The organism is Flavobacterium segetis, from assembly GCF_900129575.1.
In the GTDB taxonomy this organism is placed as follows: domain Bacteria; phylum Bacteroidota; class Bacteroidia; order Flavobacteriales; family Flavobacteriaceae; genus Flavobacterium; species Flavobacterium segetis.
This window is the reverse complement of the sequence record NZ_FQWE01000011.1, coordinates 63,255-83,985: the sequence shown is the minus strand read 5'-3', so window position 1 is coordinate 83,985 and position 20,731 is coordinate 63,255. Positions and strand designations below refer to the sequence as shown.

The 20,731-nt window shown below is 30.3% G+C and carries 20 protein-coding genes; 10 read left to right on the top strand and 10 right to left on the bottom strand.

Annotation, left to right across the window (positions count from 1 at the left end; genetic code table 11):
- The first annotated feature begins 11 nt into the window (after window positions 1–11).
- The 10 genes from BUA99_RS13760 to BUA99_RS13720 all read left to right on the top strand — a co-directional run bounded on the left by BUA99_RS13760 (window position 12) and on the right by BUA99_RS13720 (window position 9,270).
- Window positions 12–1,298, top strand: coding sequence for an ABC-three component system protein (locus BUA99_RS13760; RefSeq protein WP_072993557.1), 1,287 nt, complete (start codon window positions 12–14; stop codon window positions 1,296–1,298).
- The gene (locus BUA99_RS13755; RefSeq protein ID WP_072993554.1) at window positions 1,295–1,987 is read left to right on the top strand and encodes an ABC-three component system middle component 1; all 693 of its coding nucleotides are present in this window, start codon (window positions 1,295–1,297) and stop codon (window positions 1,985–1,987) included. Before BUA99_RS13760 ends, BUA99_RS13755 begins: the two co-directional genes overlap by 4 nt.
- Window positions 1,977–4,304, top strand: coding sequence for an AAA family ATPase (locus BUA99_RS13750; RefSeq protein ID WP_072993551.1), 2,328 nt, complete (start codon window positions 1,977–1,979; stop codon window positions 4,302–4,304). The genes BUA99_RS13755 and BUA99_RS13750 overlap by 11 nt, the downstream gene beginning before the upstream one ends.
- Window positions 4,305–4,310: 6 nt before the next feature.
- On the top strand, window positions 4,311–6,005 hold the full coding sequence (locus BUA99_RS13745; protein ID WP_072993548.1) for a DUF262 domain-containing protein: 1,695 nt from the start codon (window positions 4,311–4,313) through the stop codon (window positions 6,003–6,005).
- A gap of 46 nt (window positions 6,006–6,051) precedes the next feature.
- On the top strand, window positions 6,052–6,960 hold the full coding sequence (locus tag BUA99_RS13740) for a phospholipase D family protein (protein ID WP_072993546.1): 909 nt from the start codon (window positions 6,052–6,054) through the stop codon (window positions 6,958–6,960).
- Between the two features lie 366 nt (window positions 6,961–7,326).
- The gene (locus BUA99_RS15495) at window positions 7,327–7,497 is read left to right on the top strand and encodes a DUF6088 family protein (protein WP_262487710.1); all 171 of its coding nucleotides are present in this window, start codon (window positions 7,327–7,329) and stop codon (window positions 7,495–7,497) included.
- Between the two features lie 73 nt (window positions 7,498–7,570).
- Entirely contained in the window at window positions 7,571–7,807 is a 237-nt protein-coding gene (locus tag BUA99_RS15490; RefSeq protein WP_317045046.1) for a DUF6088 family protein, read from the top strand.
- A 254-nt stretch (window positions 7,808–8,061) separates the two neighbouring features.
- Window positions 8,062–8,373, top strand: coding sequence for a type II toxin-antitoxin system HigB family toxin (locus tag BUA99_RS13730; RefSeq protein ID WP_072993544.1), 312 nt, complete (start codon window positions 8,062–8,064; stop codon window positions 8,371–8,373).
- 17 nt (window positions 8,374–8,390) lie between these two features.
- Entirely contained in the window at window positions 8,391–8,747 is a 357-nt protein-coding gene (locus BUA99_RS13725) for a helix-turn-helix domain-containing protein (RefSeq protein WP_072993543.1), read from the top strand.
- 163 nt (window positions 8,748–8,910) lie between these two features.
- Window positions 8,911–9,270, top strand: a complete 360-nt coding sequence (locus tag BUA99_RS13720; protein ID WP_072993540.1) for a hypothetical protein — start codon at window positions 8,911–8,913, stop codon at window positions 9,268–9,270.
- Window positions 9,271–9,577: 307 nt separating this feature from the next.
- On the opposite strand, the gene BUA99_RS13715 is transcribed toward BUA99_RS13720, so the two are convergent.
- The 10 genes from BUA99_RS13715 to BUA99_RS13670 all read right to left on the bottom strand — a co-directional run bounded on the left by BUA99_RS13715 (window position 9,578) and on the right by BUA99_RS13670 (window position 20,725).
- Window positions 9,578–10,471: a hypothetical protein gene (locus tag BUA99_RS13715; RefSeq protein WP_143151778.1), complete on the bottom strand. Its 894-nt coding sequence runs from the start codon at window positions 10,469–10,471 to the stop codon at window positions 9,578–9,580.
- 110 nt (window positions 10,472–10,581) lie between these two features.
- On the bottom strand, window positions 10,582–11,826 hold the full coding sequence (locus tag BUA99_RS13710; RefSeq protein ID WP_072993532.1) for an McrC family protein: 1,245 nt from the start codon (window positions 11,824–11,826) through the stop codon (window positions 10,582–10,584).
- Window positions 11,819–12,709, bottom strand: a complete 891-nt coding sequence (locus BUA99_RS13705) for an McrB family protein (protein ID WP_072993530.1) — start codon at window positions 12,707–12,709, stop codon at window positions 11,819–11,821. Before BUA99_RS13705 ends, BUA99_RS13710 begins: the two co-directional genes overlap by 8 nt.
- A 21-nt stretch (window positions 12,710–12,730) precedes the next feature.
- Window positions 12,731–13,309, bottom strand: a complete 579-nt coding sequence (locus tag BUA99_RS13700; protein ID WP_072993527.1) for a P-loop NTPase family protein — start codon at window positions 13,307–13,309, stop codon at window positions 12,731–12,733.
- A gap of 614 nt (window positions 13,310–13,923) precedes the next feature.
- Window positions 13,924–14,751: a hypothetical protein gene (locus tag BUA99_RS13695; RefSeq protein ID WP_072993525.1), complete on the bottom strand. Its 828-nt coding sequence runs from the start codon at window positions 14,749–14,751 to the stop codon at window positions 13,924–13,926.
- Window positions 14,752–14,754: 3 nt separating this feature from the next.
- Window positions 14,755–16,113, bottom strand: coding sequence for a restriction endonuclease subunit S (locus tag BUA99_RS13690; RefSeq protein ID WP_072993522.1), 1,359 nt, complete (start codon window positions 16,111–16,113; stop codon window positions 14,755–14,757).
- A 41-nt stretch (window positions 16,114–16,154) separates the two neighbouring features.
- Window positions 16,155–17,195, bottom strand: a complete 1,041-nt coding sequence (locus tag BUA99_RS13685; RefSeq protein ID WP_072993519.1) for a virulence RhuM family protein — start codon at window positions 17,193–17,195, stop codon at window positions 16,155–16,157.
- Between the two features lie 53 nt (window positions 17,196–17,248).
- Window positions 17,249–18,262, bottom strand: a complete 1,014-nt coding sequence (locus BUA99_RS13680) for a PDDEXK nuclease domain-containing protein (RefSeq protein WP_072993516.1) — start codon at window positions 18,260–18,262, stop codon at window positions 17,249–17,251.
- Window positions 18,255–19,877 (bottom strand): HsdM family class I SAM-dependent methyltransferase, encoded by a 1,623-nt coding sequence (locus tag BUA99_RS13675; protein WP_072993513.1) that lies wholly within the window; start codon window positions 19,875–19,877, stop codon window positions 18,255–18,257. The genes BUA99_RS13680 and BUA99_RS13675 overlap by 8 nt, the downstream gene beginning before the upstream one ends.
- Window positions 19,877–20,725: a BRO-N domain-containing protein gene (locus BUA99_RS13670; RefSeq protein WP_072993510.1), complete on the bottom strand. Its 849-nt coding sequence runs from the start codon at window positions 20,723–20,725 to the stop codon at window positions 19,877–19,879. The genes BUA99_RS13675 and BUA99_RS13670 overlap by 1 nt, the downstream gene beginning before the upstream one ends.
- Window positions 20,726–20,731 lie beyond the last annotated feature (6 nt).

Genomic DNA, 20,731 nt, shown 5'->3' with positions numbered 1-20,731 from the left:
AATATTTAGAAATGGCAATATTTATAGATCCAGAAAAAATTGATTCAGCTGCTGATAGTTGGAGTGGTTTTATTTATCAAGGTAAGGTAGCTTTATATCATGTGCTGAGATTACTAATTGAAGAGCCTCAATCAGTTAAATATCATTTACAATTAGATTCGTTGGAAGATTTTGCAATAGTAGATGAGGATATTAAAGCTATATCTCTTCACCAAGTTAAAGCATTAGGAACTCATTTATATAATTCTTATGTAGCCGCATTCATAAAATTAGAAGAAAGATTAGTTAGGTATTCATGCAATGGTGCATATTTCCATTTGGCAATTCAAAATGAAAAATCTAAAGCTCAAATCAAAGCAATTCACGGAACTATAGATATTTATGAATATAGAGAAGGAGATGCCTATTGTTCTCTAAACACTATAGATCAAAGAATTGAAAATTTAATTTCGAGTTATTTTGTAGCAAATAATTTAAATCAATTTAATAATCAAAACTATATCCAAATAGTTAGAAATTGTTTAGAAGACATTATTGTAAGTCAAATAATTGCTATCCATGCATGTAATCATAGAAGAAACGGTTTAAGACTTAATGAAGCAGCTTATTATTTTACAATTCCATTTGATAACTTTATAATTTTATTGAATGAAGATTTAAATAATAAAATTGCAGATGAAAAGTATTATTTAAATATTACTAAAAAACTCATTAATAAATATTACAGTGAGTTTGCTTTAGAATTAGAAGAAGAATTAAATGATGAAGGTGTTGTATTAACAGAGGCTCAAAGAATAAAACTGGATGTTCACTTACTTGAAATAAATTCTCTTGATAAAACAGAGTTAATAAGTTTTATAAAAAACTTAATGCCTCACAGAGAATTTAAATTGAATACGCTTTTTGATTTTAAAGACAATAATATTGGGCAGGATGAGTTCAAAAATGCATTTTTGAAATGTTTGTTTGAGCTAATAGAGCCTACATTTAATATCAAAAAGGGTTTAATGTGGAGTTGTATAAATTCAAAAAGATATACTGCAACTGCGATATATACACCCCAAAACGATATAAAAAAAGTGTGTAAAAAAATCTACGAAAATATCATTGATAATAATTTTGAGATAGCTTATCAATCTGATTTTTTAATAACAAAGGATTTAGAAATAGATTTAATTGAAAATGGATTGAATAGTCAAATGAAAGTATCAGACGAGGATGATAGAAAAAATAATATCACTAAATGGTCAAAAGTTGGGATGGTCAAAATTGAAACTGCAAAAAAAATATTACGATGAAAGAAATAATAAATAATCTTTTTAATTATCACAATTTTGAAAAAATTGACATCGGCAAATATAATTTATTCTTTAAAGATGTTGACAGTAATATTCGTTATTACTGGCTAATTATTGAAGTGGAAGTTTTTGACAGTGAGTTAATATTGGCTTTCCAAGATGTTTGGTTTGAAGAATGCAAAAAAAAAATTAACGATAAAGATTTTGATAAAAATACTTCATTATTAATAATTTATAAACGAGAAGATTTTGATATTGCAAAACAACATGTTTTTAAGATCGAAGAAGACCCTTTTCAATTTAAAAAATATGTTTTAACATATACGGATGATTCTTTAGGTAATCTAAAAGCCAAAATTGAAAATGATAATTCAGAAAAGCTCTTGAATTTACTTGTTGATGAAAATATTTTCAATGAATACAAAGACACTCATCAAAATCATTCATGGCATAACCTACTTTATAATATTGCTCATAAACTTCCTTTTCTAAAAATAAATGTGGCAATTAATCAAAATTTAGAAAATCTTTATGTAAAATCAAAGGATGAAATTAAGAGAAAAAATCTAACTGATTTTTTTGATTCATTTAATGAGGCTTTTATAGAGGAAGTAATAGAAAATTTAGATAAAATAAATGAAGATGAACTAATCGAGTTGTTAAATTTCAATAAGGATAATGGGAATTAGGATAAAAAAAATTGAAATACAAAACTTCAAAATCTACAAAAATCAACCTTTTGATTTTGAAGGTAATAGTTTGGTCGTTTTAGATGGTCCAAATGGTTTTGGAAAGACTTCATTATATGATGCTTTAGAATTACTCTTTACCGGTAAAATTAGGAGATATGAAAAAGCAACGGTAATTCTAAATGATAAAAGAGAAAAAAGAAAGGAAAATCCATTCTATCATTCGGATGGAGATGGTTCTCCCATTATTATAAAGGCTCTTATCGAATTTAATGGAGTTCAACATGTTTTAGCTAGAAAAAATTCAAATATAGTAGAAACAAAAATTGATTTTTCTCACTTTAAACTTCATAAATTAACAGATTTTGATGAATCAATTGAAGATTCAAATTTAGTTTCAGAAGATTATTTGAGATCTATTTTAGGAAATAATTATAAAAATGATTTTCAATTTGTAAATTACGTAGAACAAGAAGAAACATTTTATTATTTAAAATCAAGCGAAAGAGATAAAAAAGATGGAATTAGTTATCTTTTTAATACAAGCGAATTTGATAATGAAATAGAACGTATTAATAAAGTCTCTAATAAAATTAATAATTTATTAAATGGGGAAAACGGGTTAACCAAAAAGATTGAGGATTCTGTAGAAATAATATTTAGTCTTGAAGAATCTTTTAAGCCAATTGATGGGGTTAGTTATGAAAAATTATTTGAAAATAAGGATTTTATTTGGGATAAGGATGAGATTGATTTTAATAGTATATGTTACAATGAGATTTTTGGAGAAGAAGATGGGACTGTATTTAGACTTGAAAAGTTTATAAAAGATAAAAACGATTTCCTTGCAGAAGTTAATAATTCTAAAATAAGTGAAATAGTAAGTAAAGAGAGTCTTATAGTATCATTATTAAAATATGAGCATTTTAGAGATAGTGAGGAAGAAATCCTAATTCAAAAAAACATTATTAATTCTTTTAATAAATTTAAAATTAAGTTTGAATCTTTTCAAATTGATGAGATTTTGAAAGATACTTATGATTTGCCGGAATTAATACTTAGCAAACTTGACGGAAATGAAATAGTTGGTGCATATGTCAGTAAATTAAAAATTCTTAAAACGTATTTATCTAGTTCTAATCAATCTTCAAAAATTATTGCAAACTTAATAACAACGAAAAATAAGTTAAGTGAACATTTAATAGAATATCATAATAAACTTAAAGAAGACGGTATTTGTCCATTTTGTGGTTATGATTGGGAAACAAATATTGAATTAATTAAAAATATTGAAAAACAAAAAGATGATTTTGAACAATTGAATAAGGATATTGATCAAACATTAAAAGAAAACCTTGAAAGTTTTATTCAATTTACTTCAGAGACTTTATTAGAAGAAGTTGATGCTATATTATCTGGTTTTTTATATAAATCAGAATTTTTTGAAGATGATTTTTTTGATTTAGCTTCTAAAAGAAGTTTATCGCTCTTGAAATTAGATTTACATGATTTTGATTTCGATTATTCTAAATTTATTTTAAGTGAAGTTAAAAATGAATATGATGGGAATATCGAAAGTTTTATAGAGAGTTTAAAATTTAAATTGGAAGATTATGATGTAAGTGCAATTCAACCATATTATGCAGAATATTACAGCCATTATTTTGATTCCAAAAGAGTTAATTTAGATGATTTATCTCTTAAGATGATTGATAATAAAAGAAAATATATTGAATGGTCATATTCTTTATTTCAAAGTAGCTTGTTAAAATTGAAAAAAGAAGAATTAAATTTATTAAGACAAAAACAGGAAAAATTATTGATACCATTTGAAAAAATTAAAAACATTTTAGGTATCATGAATAATAGTCTTTCTTGGTATAATAGTCAGCTTATTAAAGATATTGAAGTTTTGTTTCATATTTACAGTGGTAGGATAGTCCAAGATTTTCAAGGGGGCTTAGGTTTATTTATTATTAATCGTGGAGATAGAGTGAAATTTGTAACGACACCAGAAAAAACATATGATGCTGTTTTTTCAATGAGTACAGGTCAATTATCTGCTCTTGTCTTATCATTTACACTAGCATTAAATAAAAAATATTCAAAAAGTAAATTACTACTTATTGATGATCCAGTTCAATCTATGGACGATATAAATACTGCTGGATTTGTTGAAGTTCTTAGAAATGATTTCAGTGATAGACAAATTGTGTTTTCTACCCATGAACATTCAATGTCTACATACTTGAGATATAAATTTAAGAAGTTTGATATAGATTCAACAAGAATAGATTTGAGTAATTTAAAACAATAAAATTAGATGAGTACATCACTACAAAATATATCTGTTAAATACACAGACCTTCTTAGTGAAATAGAAACGGGTCAAGTTAAAATACCACAATTTCAAAGAAAGTTTGTTTGGAACATTAAAGATTCAGCCAAATTATTAGATAGTATTATTGAAGGATATCCAATTGGAACTTTTATTTATTGGAGAACAAACGAACGATTAAGATCAGTTCGTAATCTTGGTAACATAGTTTTACCAGAACCTAAGTTCGGAGAATTTGTAAATTATGTTTTAGATGGTCAACAACGTTTGACTTCATTATATGCTGCCTTAAAAGGAGTTAAAATTGGAGAAGAGGATGGTAAAACTTCAGATTATTCAGAAATTTATGTAAACCTGTTGGCTATCGACGAACAGGATATAGTTACGACTGAAATAGATAGTTTACAACCAGAACATTTAATTAAGATTACAGACTTGATGAAGGGTGGTTTCTCCATCTTCAAAAATTATCCCGAGGAATTCCACGAAAAATTAGATCACTATAAAAATGTTCTTTCTAATTATACATTTTCAGTAATTAATCTAAAAAACGCTCAGATTGATGTAGCTACTGAAGTCTTTACAAGGTTAAATGTAGGAGGCAAATCATTATCTTTATTTGAAATTATGGTAGCAAAAACATATCATATATTTGAAAACAAAAGTGAATTAGAGTCACCAGAAAAAATATTTGATTTATCAGTAAAATATGAAGAGCTTTCTACTGAACTAAGCGCTAGTCATTATGATACTATCCCATCTGCTACAATTCTACAAGTCATTTCAATTTTATTAGAAAAGGATTGCACTAGAAAAACAATTTTAAAATTAGACAAAATAGCATTCATAAATATTTGGGATGAAGCAGTAAGTTGTATTAAAAGTAGTATTGATTTTTTTAGAAGCTACGGTATTGTTGTTGGTAGAATTTTACCATACAATGCTTTGCTTGTGCCTTTCAGTTATTTCTATTACAAGAATAAACACAACCCTACGGGAGACATGAAAAAAAGATTAGAAGACTTTTTTTGGAGAGTATCATTGGGCTTCAGATATTCGTCAGGTGTTGAAGGTAAGTTAGTTCAAGATATTTCTAAAATTGACAAAATTATTGCGAATGAATTACCAAGATATGAATGGAAAGTTCTTGTGAATAAAGAATTTGTTGAGGCAAATGGTTGGTTTAGTACAGGAAAATCTTTCAACAAAGCCATTTTGTGCTTATATGCGAAACAAAAACCAAAATCATTTGATAACAACCTTGATGTAATTATAGATAATAGCTGGCTTAAAATTGCGACCAGTAAAAACTATCATCACTTTTTCCCAAAATCATGGCTGTCAAAAAATAGAAAAGATTTAGATTACTACTACGTGAACCATATTGTCAATATTACAATTGTAGATGGTTTTTTAAATAAAAATATAATTAAGGCAAAAAGTCCTGCTAATTACATGAAGTCTTTTAATTCTACCAATGATGAATTAGAAGAAACCATGAAAACACATTTTATTGACATCAATAAAGATGGTATCTGGGATAATGATTACGATACTTTCTACAAAAATAGATTATCAAGAATTACTAAAGCATTAAATAAGTTAATTATTCCTCAAGAAATATCAACTGTAGAACTTGAAGTTTATGAAGATACAGAAGAACTTTTTGACGAAGCGTAATAGATTAGTAATCCAACAGTACAACATATAAAAATTATATTTTATAATGGCAGAATTTTTTACAGGCACAGCGTTAGACGAAAAACTAACTGATATCATATGGGAAGCAAAAAAAGAACTAATAATTCTCTCCCCTTTTATAAGACTTGATGATTATTGTAAAAGCATCTTCAAGAAATTAAAAAACAATCCCGAACTGGAAATTATAATCGTTTTTGGTAAAAATGAGGGAGAAACGCAAAGAAGTTTAACACCCTCTGACTTAGAGCTATTTAAAGAGTTTAGCAACATAACCATCATCTATTGCAGCAATCTACATGCAAAATATTATGCTAATGAAAGCGAAGCTTTATTGACTTCATTAAACCTTTTAGGCAAATCGATGACAGGCAATGTGGAGTATGGCATTTCCTTTCAAAATTCTAAAATCATCAATTTAGACAAACTATATGTCGATTCACTTAGCTATACAAATGGCGTTATTTTAGACAATCCAGTTGTATTTATGAGGCGACCAATTTTTAAAAAGACTAATCTTGGTTTATCGAAAAAGTACGTAGAATCAAAAGTTCTATATGATATGACCGATGCGTTATATCGAAACAGCCATTTCGAAAAAAAATACTATCAAGATTTTGATCTTGAATTGTTGGAATCTGACGACAAACCATCAAGAGCAGAATTTATTCCCGAGGATAAAATTGTAGAAAAGAAACAATATTCCTACTATACAAACAAAAGCAAAAGCAACCCCAATTATAGGAATGAGCAAGTAGACTTAGGATTCTGCATAAGAACTGGACAACAAATTCCATTTGACGTTAAAAAACCATACTGTTTTGAGGCATATCGTTCTTGGGCTAATTTTGAGAATTGGAATTATAAAGAGAATTATTGCCATAAAACAGGACGAGAATCAAATGGTAAAACGTCTATGTATAATCCTATACTTTAATAAAACTAACTAGTAACGATTGTCAAATTTACTAAAAAATGATAGAATGTGTTAAAAAATAGTATTGTATTTTTATTGATCGTAATGGTAATGATAACAAATAGAAAATAGCATCTATTAAATGTGGTGAAAAAACAGTTAAATCACCGAATATTTGCGGTAATTACTAAAACCTCCCCACCCTACTTTCCAACAAATCCAAATACTTATCTTTTATCTCCTCTGAAAGAAAAGAAATGGAAAGCAATTCCTTCCATAGAGGAGTTTCTTTTTAAACTTTCTATAGTACCTATTACATCTAATTACCAAAACCTTATTTGTCACAAATTTTTACTGTTTTTGTGACAAAATAAATACTTCCATCAAATGCAAAGTATTGAATTAAGAATAGAAAACGACATTGAATCTCAAGTAAAGGGTACTTTGTTTTTCGGGGATAGTTTTACTAATTTCGGTTCATCTGAAGCAATACGTAAAGCATTGCAACGTTTGGAAGAAAAAGGGCTTATTACACGTATAGCACAAGGTATTATGTAAGACCAATAATAAGTGACTATATTGGAGAAGTATTACTTTCAGCCGAAGAAATAGCTACGTGCATTGCTAATATATATATATATATATATATATATATATATATATATATATAGCTAAAATCGTTCCTACTGGTGTTTATGCATTAAATGCTTTAGGCTTAAGTACTCAAGTTCCTTTGAATTTGGTGTATCTTACTAATGGCGCACCGAGAGTAATTAAAATAGGAAAACGAACTATTAAATTCAAGAGAACTACACCTAAAAACTTACTAGCTAAAGGAAAGATTAGCAGTTTAGCCATCCAAGATTAAGAGAAATTGGCAGCGACCAAATTACTGATGATGAAGAAAGTAAAATAATTGAACTTTTAAAAAAAGAAGATCGATCTAACTTACTACATGATATACAATTAGCCCCGGTTTGGATAAAAAAAATAATATAAAAATCATTAAAATAAACAGTTTCGATTGGTAATATATTGCTACTTAATAACTACTTGAATAAAAAAAAATTAATGGATCTTAAAATAGTTTGCGAATTGCAAACTTATTAATATCTTTGACAAATGAATATAATCAGTAGAAACACCATAATTTACTATACTCAAAAATACCCGATTGCAAAAAATCAATTGTTAATGTGGTATAATGACGTTTCTAAAAGAGATTTTGACAATTTTAATGAACTCAAGGAAGTATACGGAAATGCAAGTTTGGTAAACAATCAAAGAGTCGTTTTTAATATAAAAGGAAATGATTTTAGATTAGTTGTTTCGTTCAATTTTAGACGGAAAACTTGTTATTCTATTTGGTTTGGAACACACAAAGAATATGATAAAATTGATGTTGAGACCATTGAATTTGACGAAAAACTATAATACTTAAAACTTGAAAAATGAACTGGAAAGTAATAAAAACTGAAGCCGAACATAAAATAGCCGTAAAGCGTGCAATGGAAATATTTCACGCAGAACCCGATACTCCCGAAGACGATGAACTAGGTGTTTTACTTATTTTGATAAAAGATTTTGAAGATAAAAATTATCCTATGCCTGAACTGGATGCCTTAGAAGTTATCAAAATAAAAATGGAAGAAATGGGTATTAAAAACAAAGATTTAGAACCTATCATTGGAAGTAAAGGGCACGTATCAGCAATATTATCTGGCAAGCGTGAAATTACCTTAAAGATGGCTCAAAAGCTTAAAAACTTTTTTGGAATTCCAGCAGAAGTCTTTTTACATAGTGCGTAAAAACAGCTTAACTGTAATTTAAATGTAAGTTATAAAAATAACTATACGTTATTTTTATTAACATTAACTACTCCCGTTTTACTAAAACGGTACTCCTTTTGTACACCTCATAGCTTCTAATCCCTCTGTAGTAAAGAGAAATTACATATTGTATTGGGAAGTAATGACAGTGCACGAAATCATAGGCAATTATAGCATTTCAGGTAGCAATCAGCAGCAAGGGAACGATTTTACTTATAGCGGTATTTTAAAACTTTCACTTGATAAGAACCATAGAATCATAGCACACTGGTTTATTAACAACGAGCAGGTACAAAGCGGTGCAGGCTTTTTTAAGGACAATATTTTAGTGATTAACTTTCAATATCAAGGTGAATTAAATACGGTTTTTAAAGGCGTTGCAGTATATCGCTGCCTAAATAAAAATGTCTTAGATGGATTTTGGTCTGAAAAACACGGTAATCCACTTTACTTAGGTACTGAAAGAGCGTTGCGAATTATTAGTAAAGATCTACTCAATTAGTATCTTGCCATTACTACTTTTAGGGCTGCCAATTCCCGCTATTCACTACAAGTCCGCAGTCATTGCCCTAAAAACATAAACCCAAAACGAGCTTCTTGCAGTCGCTGTTTTGGGTTTTGTTTTTTACGGGCATTTCCTTTGCGGGCTTTTCGTTGCTATCGGGGACAGGGAGAAGTTGAAAACTCAATCCTACAACTCAATCACCAAATCACTTACTCCATAAGAAAACCATTCGTTAAACACTTCGAGGGTTCTTTTCTACTGTCACTAAATTGCATTCACCTATTGGCGAATAGTTAATCCTTTATTATTTTTCTTCAATTATCTTTTTTACTAAATCTTTGATTGCTAAAGTTGTCCATCCTGCAGCCCCACTAAGTTGATTACAAAGGATAACTTTTTGACTATTTGATGTAAGTATTGATATCGACTTACTTTTTTTACCTACCCTGTTTTCTTCAAGGTTTATTTTTGTAAATGTAGAATCACAATCAAATATTTCAATAAGTGCTTCTTCACCAATGATAGCATTTGCACCTACAATCACATATCTAAAACTTTTAAAAAAGGGATTCTTTAAAAACTCTCTTCTATTATTATTTAATCCGTGGCCTTCACTATAATTTGATGGTTTAAAATTCAATTCGGTCATAAAGCAGTCATTAAAGAAATTATTATCATAATCCTTACTGACAATATGCTTTTGTAATAGTTTAATTTGACTAACAATTTCTCTGTACATTCCCCATGTAGATCTTCCTGTAATCTTCCCACTATGGTAAAGCTGTGGTGCTTTTGGATTAAAAATTAATGCATTATCGTCCTTTTCAACATGCATTAGGCTATCAGTTGATTTGCTTTCATTTTTGGATATTACTTTCCACTGAAGTATATTATTGATACTTTCATGAAACAACAATTCTGGACTGTGCATTATGTCAAATGCTTTTTCTTTTCCGATGAAAAGAATATCCGAATCAGGATTTCCGAAGCCAATGTAATATGGATTTGCTAACTGTTTTATTTGTTTAATATCAACCAATTTTATTTTTAACTCACTCCAAAGTTGAAATCTTTTTGATAAATCTTTAACAGTTAATAAATCAATGAAATAAGCTTTTAGCTCGTCGTTAATTAAATCATTTTCTAAGATATATTCAATATATTTTTCCTCTAAGTGGCCTTCTAAAAGTTTTTTCAAAGCTTTATTTTTTATGATAACTATATAATCCAATTATAAGATAACTTATTAATGAAATAAGTTATCATTCCTTTTTTTTACCTGTGAAATGTTAATAAGAAGTAAAATATTTAAAACCAGCCCAATATCTTCTCCCCTATTTTATCATCTAGAATTTGCTGGTCATCTTCTATTTTAAAAATTGATATTTTACCCAAAGCACATTTATGATGATTTTCATTTCCTGCTGTTGGATCAAAACCTATGAAATTTTTATCCTCGAATGAAGTGATGCTCGATGGATACAACAACATAGCCTTATTAGCACCCCAATACTCATTATAGACATACATTTGGCGTAGATCATTGGTTGATGGTTTACTGTGTTCTATGTTTTTCCACTTGGTATCTATTATGAACTTATCTAAACCTTTTTCAATTACGATATCTGGACGAATTATTATTCCGTTCCAGAGTACTTTTGACTGCTGACCATAAATATTTACGTTTTCTGCTGCCTTTTGCAATCGGACAAGTACATATTCTTCCCAGAGGGAGTTCATATCAAACAACAATGCTAACATGCGTTCTGAACCACTTGAAACACTTGGTGCGTAATTCAAAATAATCAATCTTGCAATTGCCAAAGCTGTTTCATAAGGAGCAGTTTTTCTCGATTTTGGTATTTTAGTAAATGTAGCCGTATTGGCTTTAATCACCTTTACTTCTGGAAAATCTAACTGAACGGTTTTGCATTTACTGTATAAAAAACTCCCGTTGGAACATTGCTCTACAATGTGTAAGGCTTGAGCCAAAATTTGATGAACTAAATGGTCTTTTTCATACACTTGATGCGAGGTGTAAAACCGCTCTTTGTGCACAAGGTTTTTACTGATATGTCCTGCAAACTCTAACTTCCCTTTTAAAGCTTTTACATTATTAGTTTTCTTATAATATTGTTTAATTAATCCTTGACGAAGTAGTGACTGCACCTCATTCAAAAACCATTCAAAGTAAATATCAAGCAAATGAATATTTTGCTTATGAATGTTGGCTTCCCCTATTTTTTGTACCTTAAGCTTCTTGGTTACACGCAGCATTTCTATCAATGCGCTTTGCCAAACATTTACATCTTCATTATTTTTATCAATTTTTGGTAGAATTTCAATAGTCAAACCATTCACTTGAATAACACCTACAAATTGTTTGAATTTCAAACCTTTATGTATGACAGTGAAATATTTATTATCGTGTAACTCGTTAAGTTTCACTAAGGCGTTAAAATGCATTTCCTTAAAAGCAACGTTTTCACCATCTCTGCCATAATGTAGAGATGCATGTTCGAAAACTTGTATAATATTTCTGCCGCTAATCATTTTTATTCAAGAGTAATTTTACAGCTAGTTCTATATCTTCAATCTCTTTTATCAACTCAAATTGAGTACCAATTTCTGGTTTCCCCAACCCATTGAATGAAGCAAATTTGATGGATTTGTTTTCTTTTACCTTTACAAATCCTTGTCCTAAAATCAATGCTATTTTTTCGTAATCGTGATAAAAATATTCTTGTAGTAAAGGAATAATACAATTTTGAAAAACTGCCTGCAATTCGGCAGTATCGTTACTATTCACTTTCATAAAATAAGAATGACCTATGGTGTGATCACGATCTAATAAGATTTCAATTCTTTCATTTATGGTTTCCAAAAGTTCTTGTAAATTGAAACCACTGAATAAAATTTCATTTAGTAATTCAGGCTTAGGCATAATTTCAGTAAATGAAAAGCGACGTCTTAAAGCCGTGTCTAAAGCTTCTACACTTCTATCGGCAGTATTCATTGTGCCAATAATGTATAGATTGGACGGAACACCAAAATCTGTTTTTGAATAAGGTAATTTTATTCTCAATTCATTCTCTGCTCCAAGTCGCTTATCACTTTCTATAAGAGTAATTAATTCCCCAAAAATAGCTGAAACATTACCCCTATTTATCTCGTCAATAAAAATAGCAAAATTGCTAGTTGGTTCAGCTTCAGCTCTCAAGCATAGTTTCTTGAATACACCATCTTTAATTTCATAACTCAAATCGCTCTCTCCATCTTCTAGTTTAGGTTTAATTCCCTCAATAAAATCTTCATAAGTGAAAGACTGATGAAAAGTCACAAATTCAAAGTTCTTAATTTCTGAGTCATTTTTAGGATTATAATTTTTACTTATCTCTAGCAATTCAATTGCTTCTGGATAATATTGAGCTAGCAATTCATTATCAATTGTCCATTCTTAATTTTCATTTTTATTAAAAAATAATGGTTCAGAACGGTTGCTGACATTGACATATTGACAATCCATAATAGTGTGACTTTGCAATTGTCCCCAAATAGTAGGTCGAACCGTTTTAGAGGATGATAGTTTTTCCTTTAGACGAATAAACTCATGGTTGAATATGTCATTTACTTTCGCCTTGCCAATATCTAAAACAGCAATCGATATAACTTGCCACCACGTTAAATCAGCAACTTTAGTTTCTAAAAATTGCTCTCGTGTTAAAGATGTTTCCTTAATAGTAAATTTGTCGAAATACTCTTTTTGAAGTCTAAAAGTTTTTCCAGTTCCAGGAGGGCCGTATAAAATTTGATTGAGAGGAACATTTAATAAATCAAAATTTCTTTCTGCTTGTTCACTTTTATCTTTAGTTTCACTCATATAGGTGCCATATATCCTTTGATTAAACAAGGCATCATGGTAAGAAAAAAATGTTTTAAACTTATAATTTTTTTCTAATTTTAATTTAAGTTGAATGTCTTTTAATCTTTTAATATTATTTGAATTAGAGTCTTTTCCCTTATACTCTTCTGTCATTTTTAATAACTGTTTTAAAGATTTTCCCTTAGAATTTAAAAATTTATTGAAAGGAGCAAATTTTAATTTTCGTGATGAAAATATTTGAATATTAACAATATATCCTTTTTCTAAAATTAAAATTCTATCATTAATTTTTAATTCAATTTCTCTATTTTCGTAATCATGTAACGAATTGAAAATGTAGAAGCTTACAAAATTATTTTTATTAGCATCCTCGATTAAATTAGGAATATTTATTTCCTTTTCATGTATGAAAGGATGAAAGTTTGCTTTAACTCTAGAAATAAATTCTGGATAAATTTCGTTTAACTGTAATAGCTCATCGTTTTTAATATTTAATTCAACGATGTCTTTAACGTATATAATTGTAGTTGCATTTATTTTATAGATTTGTCCAATATAAACAATGTCCTTACTAATGAAAAGAGCATTGTCGCCTATACTTAATTCACTGTAAACACTCTCCCATCTATTTGGAGTTTTGTCTTCCCAAACAACAAGTCACTTTGCCTTATTATATTGTTTTAAATCGCTTAATCTTGTTACTAAAGTGTTTTTCATAAAAAATATTTTAGAGCATTATATTGTTAAAAATTAAATGATCTATTTTGCTACTTGTATTTTTGTTTGAATTCTGACAAGTATTCGTAAGCTTCAAAAAATGCCTTCGCATGCAAAACAAATTTTTGAAGATTTTTAAAATTATATATTAAATCGCCATTTTCATTTTCAATTATTGAAGTCAAATCTTTATTATGAGCAATACTATTTCTAAGTGCACAGATTGAATCAATATTTATAAATTCACGATGTATTACGTCGTTATCAAAGCAAAACTCTAAAAGTTCTTTTAAAAAAAAAGTTTGAAATGGGTTTACTTCTAATCTTTGAATTTTTACTCTTTCTAAATCATCAATTTTAAAAGGCATAAGTGCATTATATCTTTTTTTCCAATGCTCTTGATTCTTTAAATTATTTTCATTTTCACTCTTCAATCTAACCCAATTTATAAAGTCTTCATTTGTTAATTTATTTTTAATTAAAAGAGTTCTAATGTTATTCTCAAATTTGTAGAAAGCACGATAAAATTCCACTTGTAAAAATTCATTATTATAATCTACAATATGAACAACTCCTTTAATTTTTTCTCCTTCTGTAATAAATCGTATTTCGTTATGATCTACTTTTTCAAATTTTTTTAACGTTACCGCATCAAATAAGCGATCAAAAGGATTTAAACATAATTCTCTTTCAAGTCTACAGTTTTCAAAATTCCCTTTCACTAATTTATAGATACTTCTCCTATCACTTGAGGGTAAACAACTAATTAAATTGTCTTTACAAAATTGAATAAGCTCTTTTTCCTTTTCTACATTGTAAAAAATTAAATTAGAAATACCTATATCAGAAATTGTTGCGTATTTTAGTTTATTGATCATACGTTATCCCTTTTTATATTCAACTCTCCCCTCAGCAACCTCTCGATAGCTATCGGGACTAACTGCTTCCTCAAACTCTCCAACCCTAACCTGACCATTCATTAGCATGGGTAATAACCAATCACGTAGTGAGGTGAGTTGTTGGTTTTCTTTTAGATTTTTTTGTTTTTTTGACTGGATAGTCTTCATATAATCATAAAACTTTTGAGCAATCTCTCTAGGAGGCTTTGGAGTATTATATGAACTAACAAAAGATTCAAATAATAAATTTTTGATTCCGCTAGTTTTACCTTCGTATCCAAATAAAACTCCATGATCATAAGCCTTGTCCCATTCGAAAGCGAAATTATATAAATAAGTTTCATCTTCTAAAGTAACAGCTTTACAGAAATTTGAACAAATTAATGGTGCATCAAAACGTTCCAAAGTTTCTATAGTGATATACGCCATCCTTCCTGTTGATTGAGTCGGACTACCGCCTGATATTTCAACAATTAAATCATGCTCATCTAAAATTTTATGCCTATTCTTTTCAAGAATATATCTAGTTGGTGCTTTTACCGCACCTTTGCCATTTAAACCGTTTAAATCTGCACCACGAATACAATGAACCTTTTCAGTATAATTACCTTCAAGGTTTTCTTTACCCCAGTCACCGCTTTTATCTTTACCTATCCAACTTGCTAATACATCTGTAGTCCAACCCTCAGGAATCTCCCTCTTCAACTCTTGATTATAAACCATTTTACCACCAGAAGTTTTATAAGGCACTTCGACTTCGCTCAGTGAGACAGCGTCAATATCACTACTTGTCAGCCTGAGCGAAGTCGAAGGCAGCTTCGCGGGAAAATCAAACTGCACAAACCAGTAATCATAAAGCGTTTTTGCCATCGCTTCTAGCTCGGAATTGATTTTATTGTTGAGTTCGATTTTAGCATCTAAATCTGAAAGAACTTTGGCGATTTTTTGTTGGTCCGCAATATCTAAAAAGGCAGAAACTTTGATTGGATGTAAATGATTTCTGTTCATTGTAGGGACACCAGATCCACTTCCGTATTCATTCAATCGTAAAGTTTTAATCAAATAATAAATGTATTTTGGATTATTACCTTTGAAATCTTTTATAAAAAGGGAAGTATTATGTGGAAAGAAATCCTCATTAATATAATGAGGTAGTCCAACTGTTCCACTTCTTCCAATTGTTATTCCGGGAGCTTTAACTTTCGCAATATTGTGATAACCTAAAATTCCATTTGAAGATATAACAGGAATTTCCCCAGCTTGAAATTCAGATTTAGGTAAATCATAACCTCTTTGAAATTCAATTAAATCTCCTAAGATTGTTTTTGAAATTTTACTCATACTTCAATCCTTTCAAATTATTCTGAATTTCTTTTTCTGCACTATTTCTCATTGTTTGGAGTATTCAGTTGTTTTTTTATTTCTTTATCGAAATCGCTTTCAAAAAGGCGGTCTTGAAATATTCTGTATTTTTCAAATTCGCTTTCGGCAAATTGTTTGGCTATTTCTGCACTTACATTTCCTGTATGCGCTAGAATTTCGCGCTCGTCAAACTCTAAAAACAAATCCAATCGTTTGGCCCAATCGTTCATAGTCATTGGGATTTTTCGTTTTGCACGTTCTTCTGCCAGTTCTAAATAAGCATTTACTATGCGTCCTAAAGAATCCAGTTCTTCTTTGTTGAGGTAGTTCTTGGCAATTATTACGTCTGCTTTTATTATTTTTCCATTCGGACTATTTTCCCAAGAAGTAAGTCCCATATTATCTTTTTCACTATCGGCTCTGTCTGCAATAAGTTCGGCAGCGGTTTTGCCGTGTATTGCAAAATGAAGTTTGTCTTGCACTTTGGCAAAAAAAGTTTTTGTGGTTAGCGCTTCTTTGGTATAATCACTACTTGTGGCATAAATATCGGTAATTTTTTGATAGAAACGTCTTTCGCTTAAACGGATTTCTCTTATTTCTTGCAGTAAACGTTCAAAATAATCTTCATTAAGAAAACTGCCATTCTCCATTCGTTTTCTATCTAAAACATATCCTTTAATGGCAAATTCTCTCAATACGTTCGTTGCCCATTGTCTAAACTGCGTTGCTTTTATAGAATTAACACGATAACCTACAGAAATAATGGCATCAAGGCTGTAAAAATCTATTTCTCTCTTTACAGTTCGATTTCCTTCTTGTTGAACTACTCGAAATTTTCGAGTAGTTGAATTTATATCAATTTCATTACTTTTATAAATCTCTTTCAAGTGATACGTAATGGTGTTTTCTTCCACATCAAAGAGTGCTGACATTAATTTTTGTGAAAGCCAAATAGTATCATCCTCATAACGGGCTTCTATAGAATTTTCACCACTTTGCGCGGTGAATATTAAAAATTCTGCTGTACTGTTACGAATCATTTTTTTGTTTTTATCGCTCATACTTCAATCCTTTCAAATTATTCTGAATTTCTATTTTTAAAATATATTTCATACTAATCAATTCTATTTCGTTCTATTCGTTCTTTGGCTTCAATGAGTAGTTGGTGGATTTTGTTTTCTAGTTCTTTTTTTAGTAAAAAGTCAGTCCAATATTCGGCTACCATAATGCCGTCTTTGTGCAGTTCTAACAATTCTACTTGTTCTTTATTGGTTTCGGCACACAATATTAAACCAATAGGTTCGTTTTCGCCTTCTTGTTTTTCGTATTTGTTGAGCCATTTTAAATACAATTCCATTTGCCCTTTGTTGGCTGCTTCAAATTTTCCTAGTTTTAATTCTACAGCTACCAATCGTTTTAACTTTCGGTTGTAAAATAAAAGGTCAAGATAAAAATCGTCGCCATCAATAATCATTCGTTTTTGGCGTTCCATAAAAGCAAAACCTTTGCCTAATTCTAAAATAAAACTTTCTAATTCTTGCAAAATAGCCCGTTCTAAATCGTTTTCTAAATAGGTGTTTTTTAGATTCAGAAAATCTAACAAATACGGGTCTTTAAAGGTGTTTTGTAAATCTGACGGAAAATTAGACAGTCGTAGGTTGGCAATTTCTTTTCTTTCAAAGGCTTTGCGTGAAATTTGATTGCGTAACTCTCGTTTTCCCCATACTTCTTCTATTGCTTTTTGGGCATAATACAATTTAGATTCTATTGATTTTAAGGGTATTAGAATCAAAAAATGTGACCAAGTTAATTGTCGTGCCAGTGGAACGACAATTTCAAAATCTGAAAATTGTTCTGAAAACTGCATCATTCGTCGCACATTCTTTTCATTGAAATTGCGTCCGTATTTATGTTCTAATTGTTGTGAAACTGTTGCCACAATTTGTTTTCCATATTCTGCCCTTTCATTATTCAAAATGGTGTCATTAATACGTTTTCCTACTTGCCAAAACAATAATGTAATTTCACTATTGGCAACAACTGCAACACGTTGTTTGCTTTGTTCTATTAAAGTAGAAAGCTCCTTTAACAAACTTTCGTTAGCGGTATTTTCTAAATCATTATTCATATTTTAGACTTTTCAAATTAGCCTGAATTTCTACTTCCAATGTTTTACCTTCAGCAAACAAACCTTCTAAATTACTTTCAAAAGCATTCATTTTACTTGTAAACTCATCAGCTGTAATATCCGTATATTCAATTTTTACTTCAAAATATTGTCCTGCACTCAAAGAGTAATTTTTGGTTTTGATGTCATCATACGAAACTACTACCGAGAAATCAGCAATGGCAATTTTAGTATTAAAAGTATCTATGATTTTATCTTCTTCTTCAAAACTTAAAAGTGTTTTCTGATTTTTACCCTCTTTTACCGTTGTTCCCAAGTTAGAAGCGTCAATCAACACTACATCGCCTTTGTTTTGTTTGTCTAAAAATAAAATTGAAACGTTGGTTCCTGTTGTGGCAAAAATGTTACTTGGCATACTGACCACACCTGCACGCATTTTGCTTTCTACCATGCGTTCTCTAATTTTTTTGTCAATACCACTTTGAGCCGTGATAAATCCTGTGGGAACAACTATTGCCGCCTTGCCTTTTTCAGTCAAAGAGTACATAATATGTTGCAAAAACAGTAAGTATATAGCCATTCCTTCTTTCTTGGCTTTTGGAACATTCGGAATTCCCGCAAAAAAGCGTTCGTGGTTTTCTTTGGTATCTAAATCAGCACTGAAATCAGAAAAATCGAGTTTAAATGGAGGATTTGAAACAATATAATCAAATCGCATCAAGCGACCGTTTTTTTCTCTTTGGTACGGATCTAAAATAGTATTTCCTTTTACCACATTCGGTATGGAATGCACTAAATTGTTCAAAATTAGATTCAGTCGCAATAAGTTAGAGGATTTTTGCGAAATGTCTTGGGAGTAAATGGTGCATTTATCTTCGCCTATTTGGTGTGCTAAATTCATTAGCAAAGTTCCTGAACCTGCACTGGGATCATTACAAGTAACATTGCTCACTTCGCCTTGCACAAGGCAGCGCGCCATGATTTTAGCAACGGCATGAGGCGTGAAATATTCGGCATATTTCCCACCACTATTACTGTTGTAATCAGAGATTAAATATTCGAAAATAGTAGCGTAGAAATCAAACTTTTCGTGGAAGATATTTTCGAAACTAAAGTTCACCAGTTTGTTGATAATCGCTTTGCAAAAATCGTCTCGCTTGTCGGTCACATATTTACTAATGTTTTCAAATAAAACTATTTTTTCGCCACCTTCGGTAATTACCGAGAAGATATCGCTGTTGTTTTTAGCTATATCAATTAAGGTATTGTCGAGAATATCGGCAAATTTAGGTTCGTTTTGTCTGTCAAACAAAGACGAAATCAATTGATCAGGATGAATGGTTGCGGTGCTTTCGCTCATTTGTAAGGTTAGCATTTCGCGATCATCGTCGCTTAGCGCTCTAAACGCTTTTTCCCAGTCGTCTGCTGCTGCAATACTGGCATCTATTTGTTTCACTTCGTGAACAAACTTATCATTCAGGAATTTATACAAAAATACTTGAGTGATAATCTTAAACTCGTTTCCGTCATTTCCCAAACCGTAATTAGCGCAAACGCTTTTTAAATCGTCGATGAGGTTCTTAGTTTGCGTTTCAAACTGTGATGTTGTATTCATTATTTGTCTTTCTTTTTTTCTTCTCTTTGATTTTGGGTCACCCCTTGTTTGGCATTCAAGGCAGCAACTACTTTTTTACCCGTCTTGGACTCTAATTCTTTGAGGGCTACTTTTGCAACATTACCACCTTGTTGTGCTACTTCTACATTTTCATCAAAAGTTTCAGGATTTGTTGCTTGCGAAATATCTTTGGTAGAGGCCTCAGCCAACATGTTCAAGATTAACTCGGTATTAGTCATGTTATCCCTGAGATTTTCCTTTTTCAGCCCTTTTAATATTTTATATTCTTTAGTCGTATTGCCAGACCAAGCTTTCGAAATAATATCAGTCAGTGTGGCAAACTGTACACCTTCTTTCAAACCTCTACTTTTCCATTCATCCGTTAACGCCTTACGAATTTCAATACTTTTTAAACGTTGATTAATCCAACTTTCGGAATATCCCAATTGCGTATATTGCTCTAAAGCTCTATCAATGGTAAGTTCTGGATCTTGAATTTCGTCTAATCGTTCCGCTGCAATTTGCGCTAGCCATAGTTTAAATGGCTCCGCTTTTGGTGAAGGAATCGATTGTATGAGGCGAAATAATTGTTCGGTATCGGCTATATCCGTCAAACGCATTTTACCATCAGGAGCTTGCATTTTCAACTGTCCGATTTTATCGGACAGTTCGCTTCCCTCTTTCTTTAGTTTAACTTTTAAATCGCTCCAATATTTTCTTGGCCTATCAGAGTTGGTTAACGCTTCGATAGCATCAATAATCGAAAAATACCACTTTTCGACAGTTGGATCCCAGATGGTTCTTACTTTTTTATCTTCAAATAATTGAATGGCATCTTGCTTTTTCATATTTAA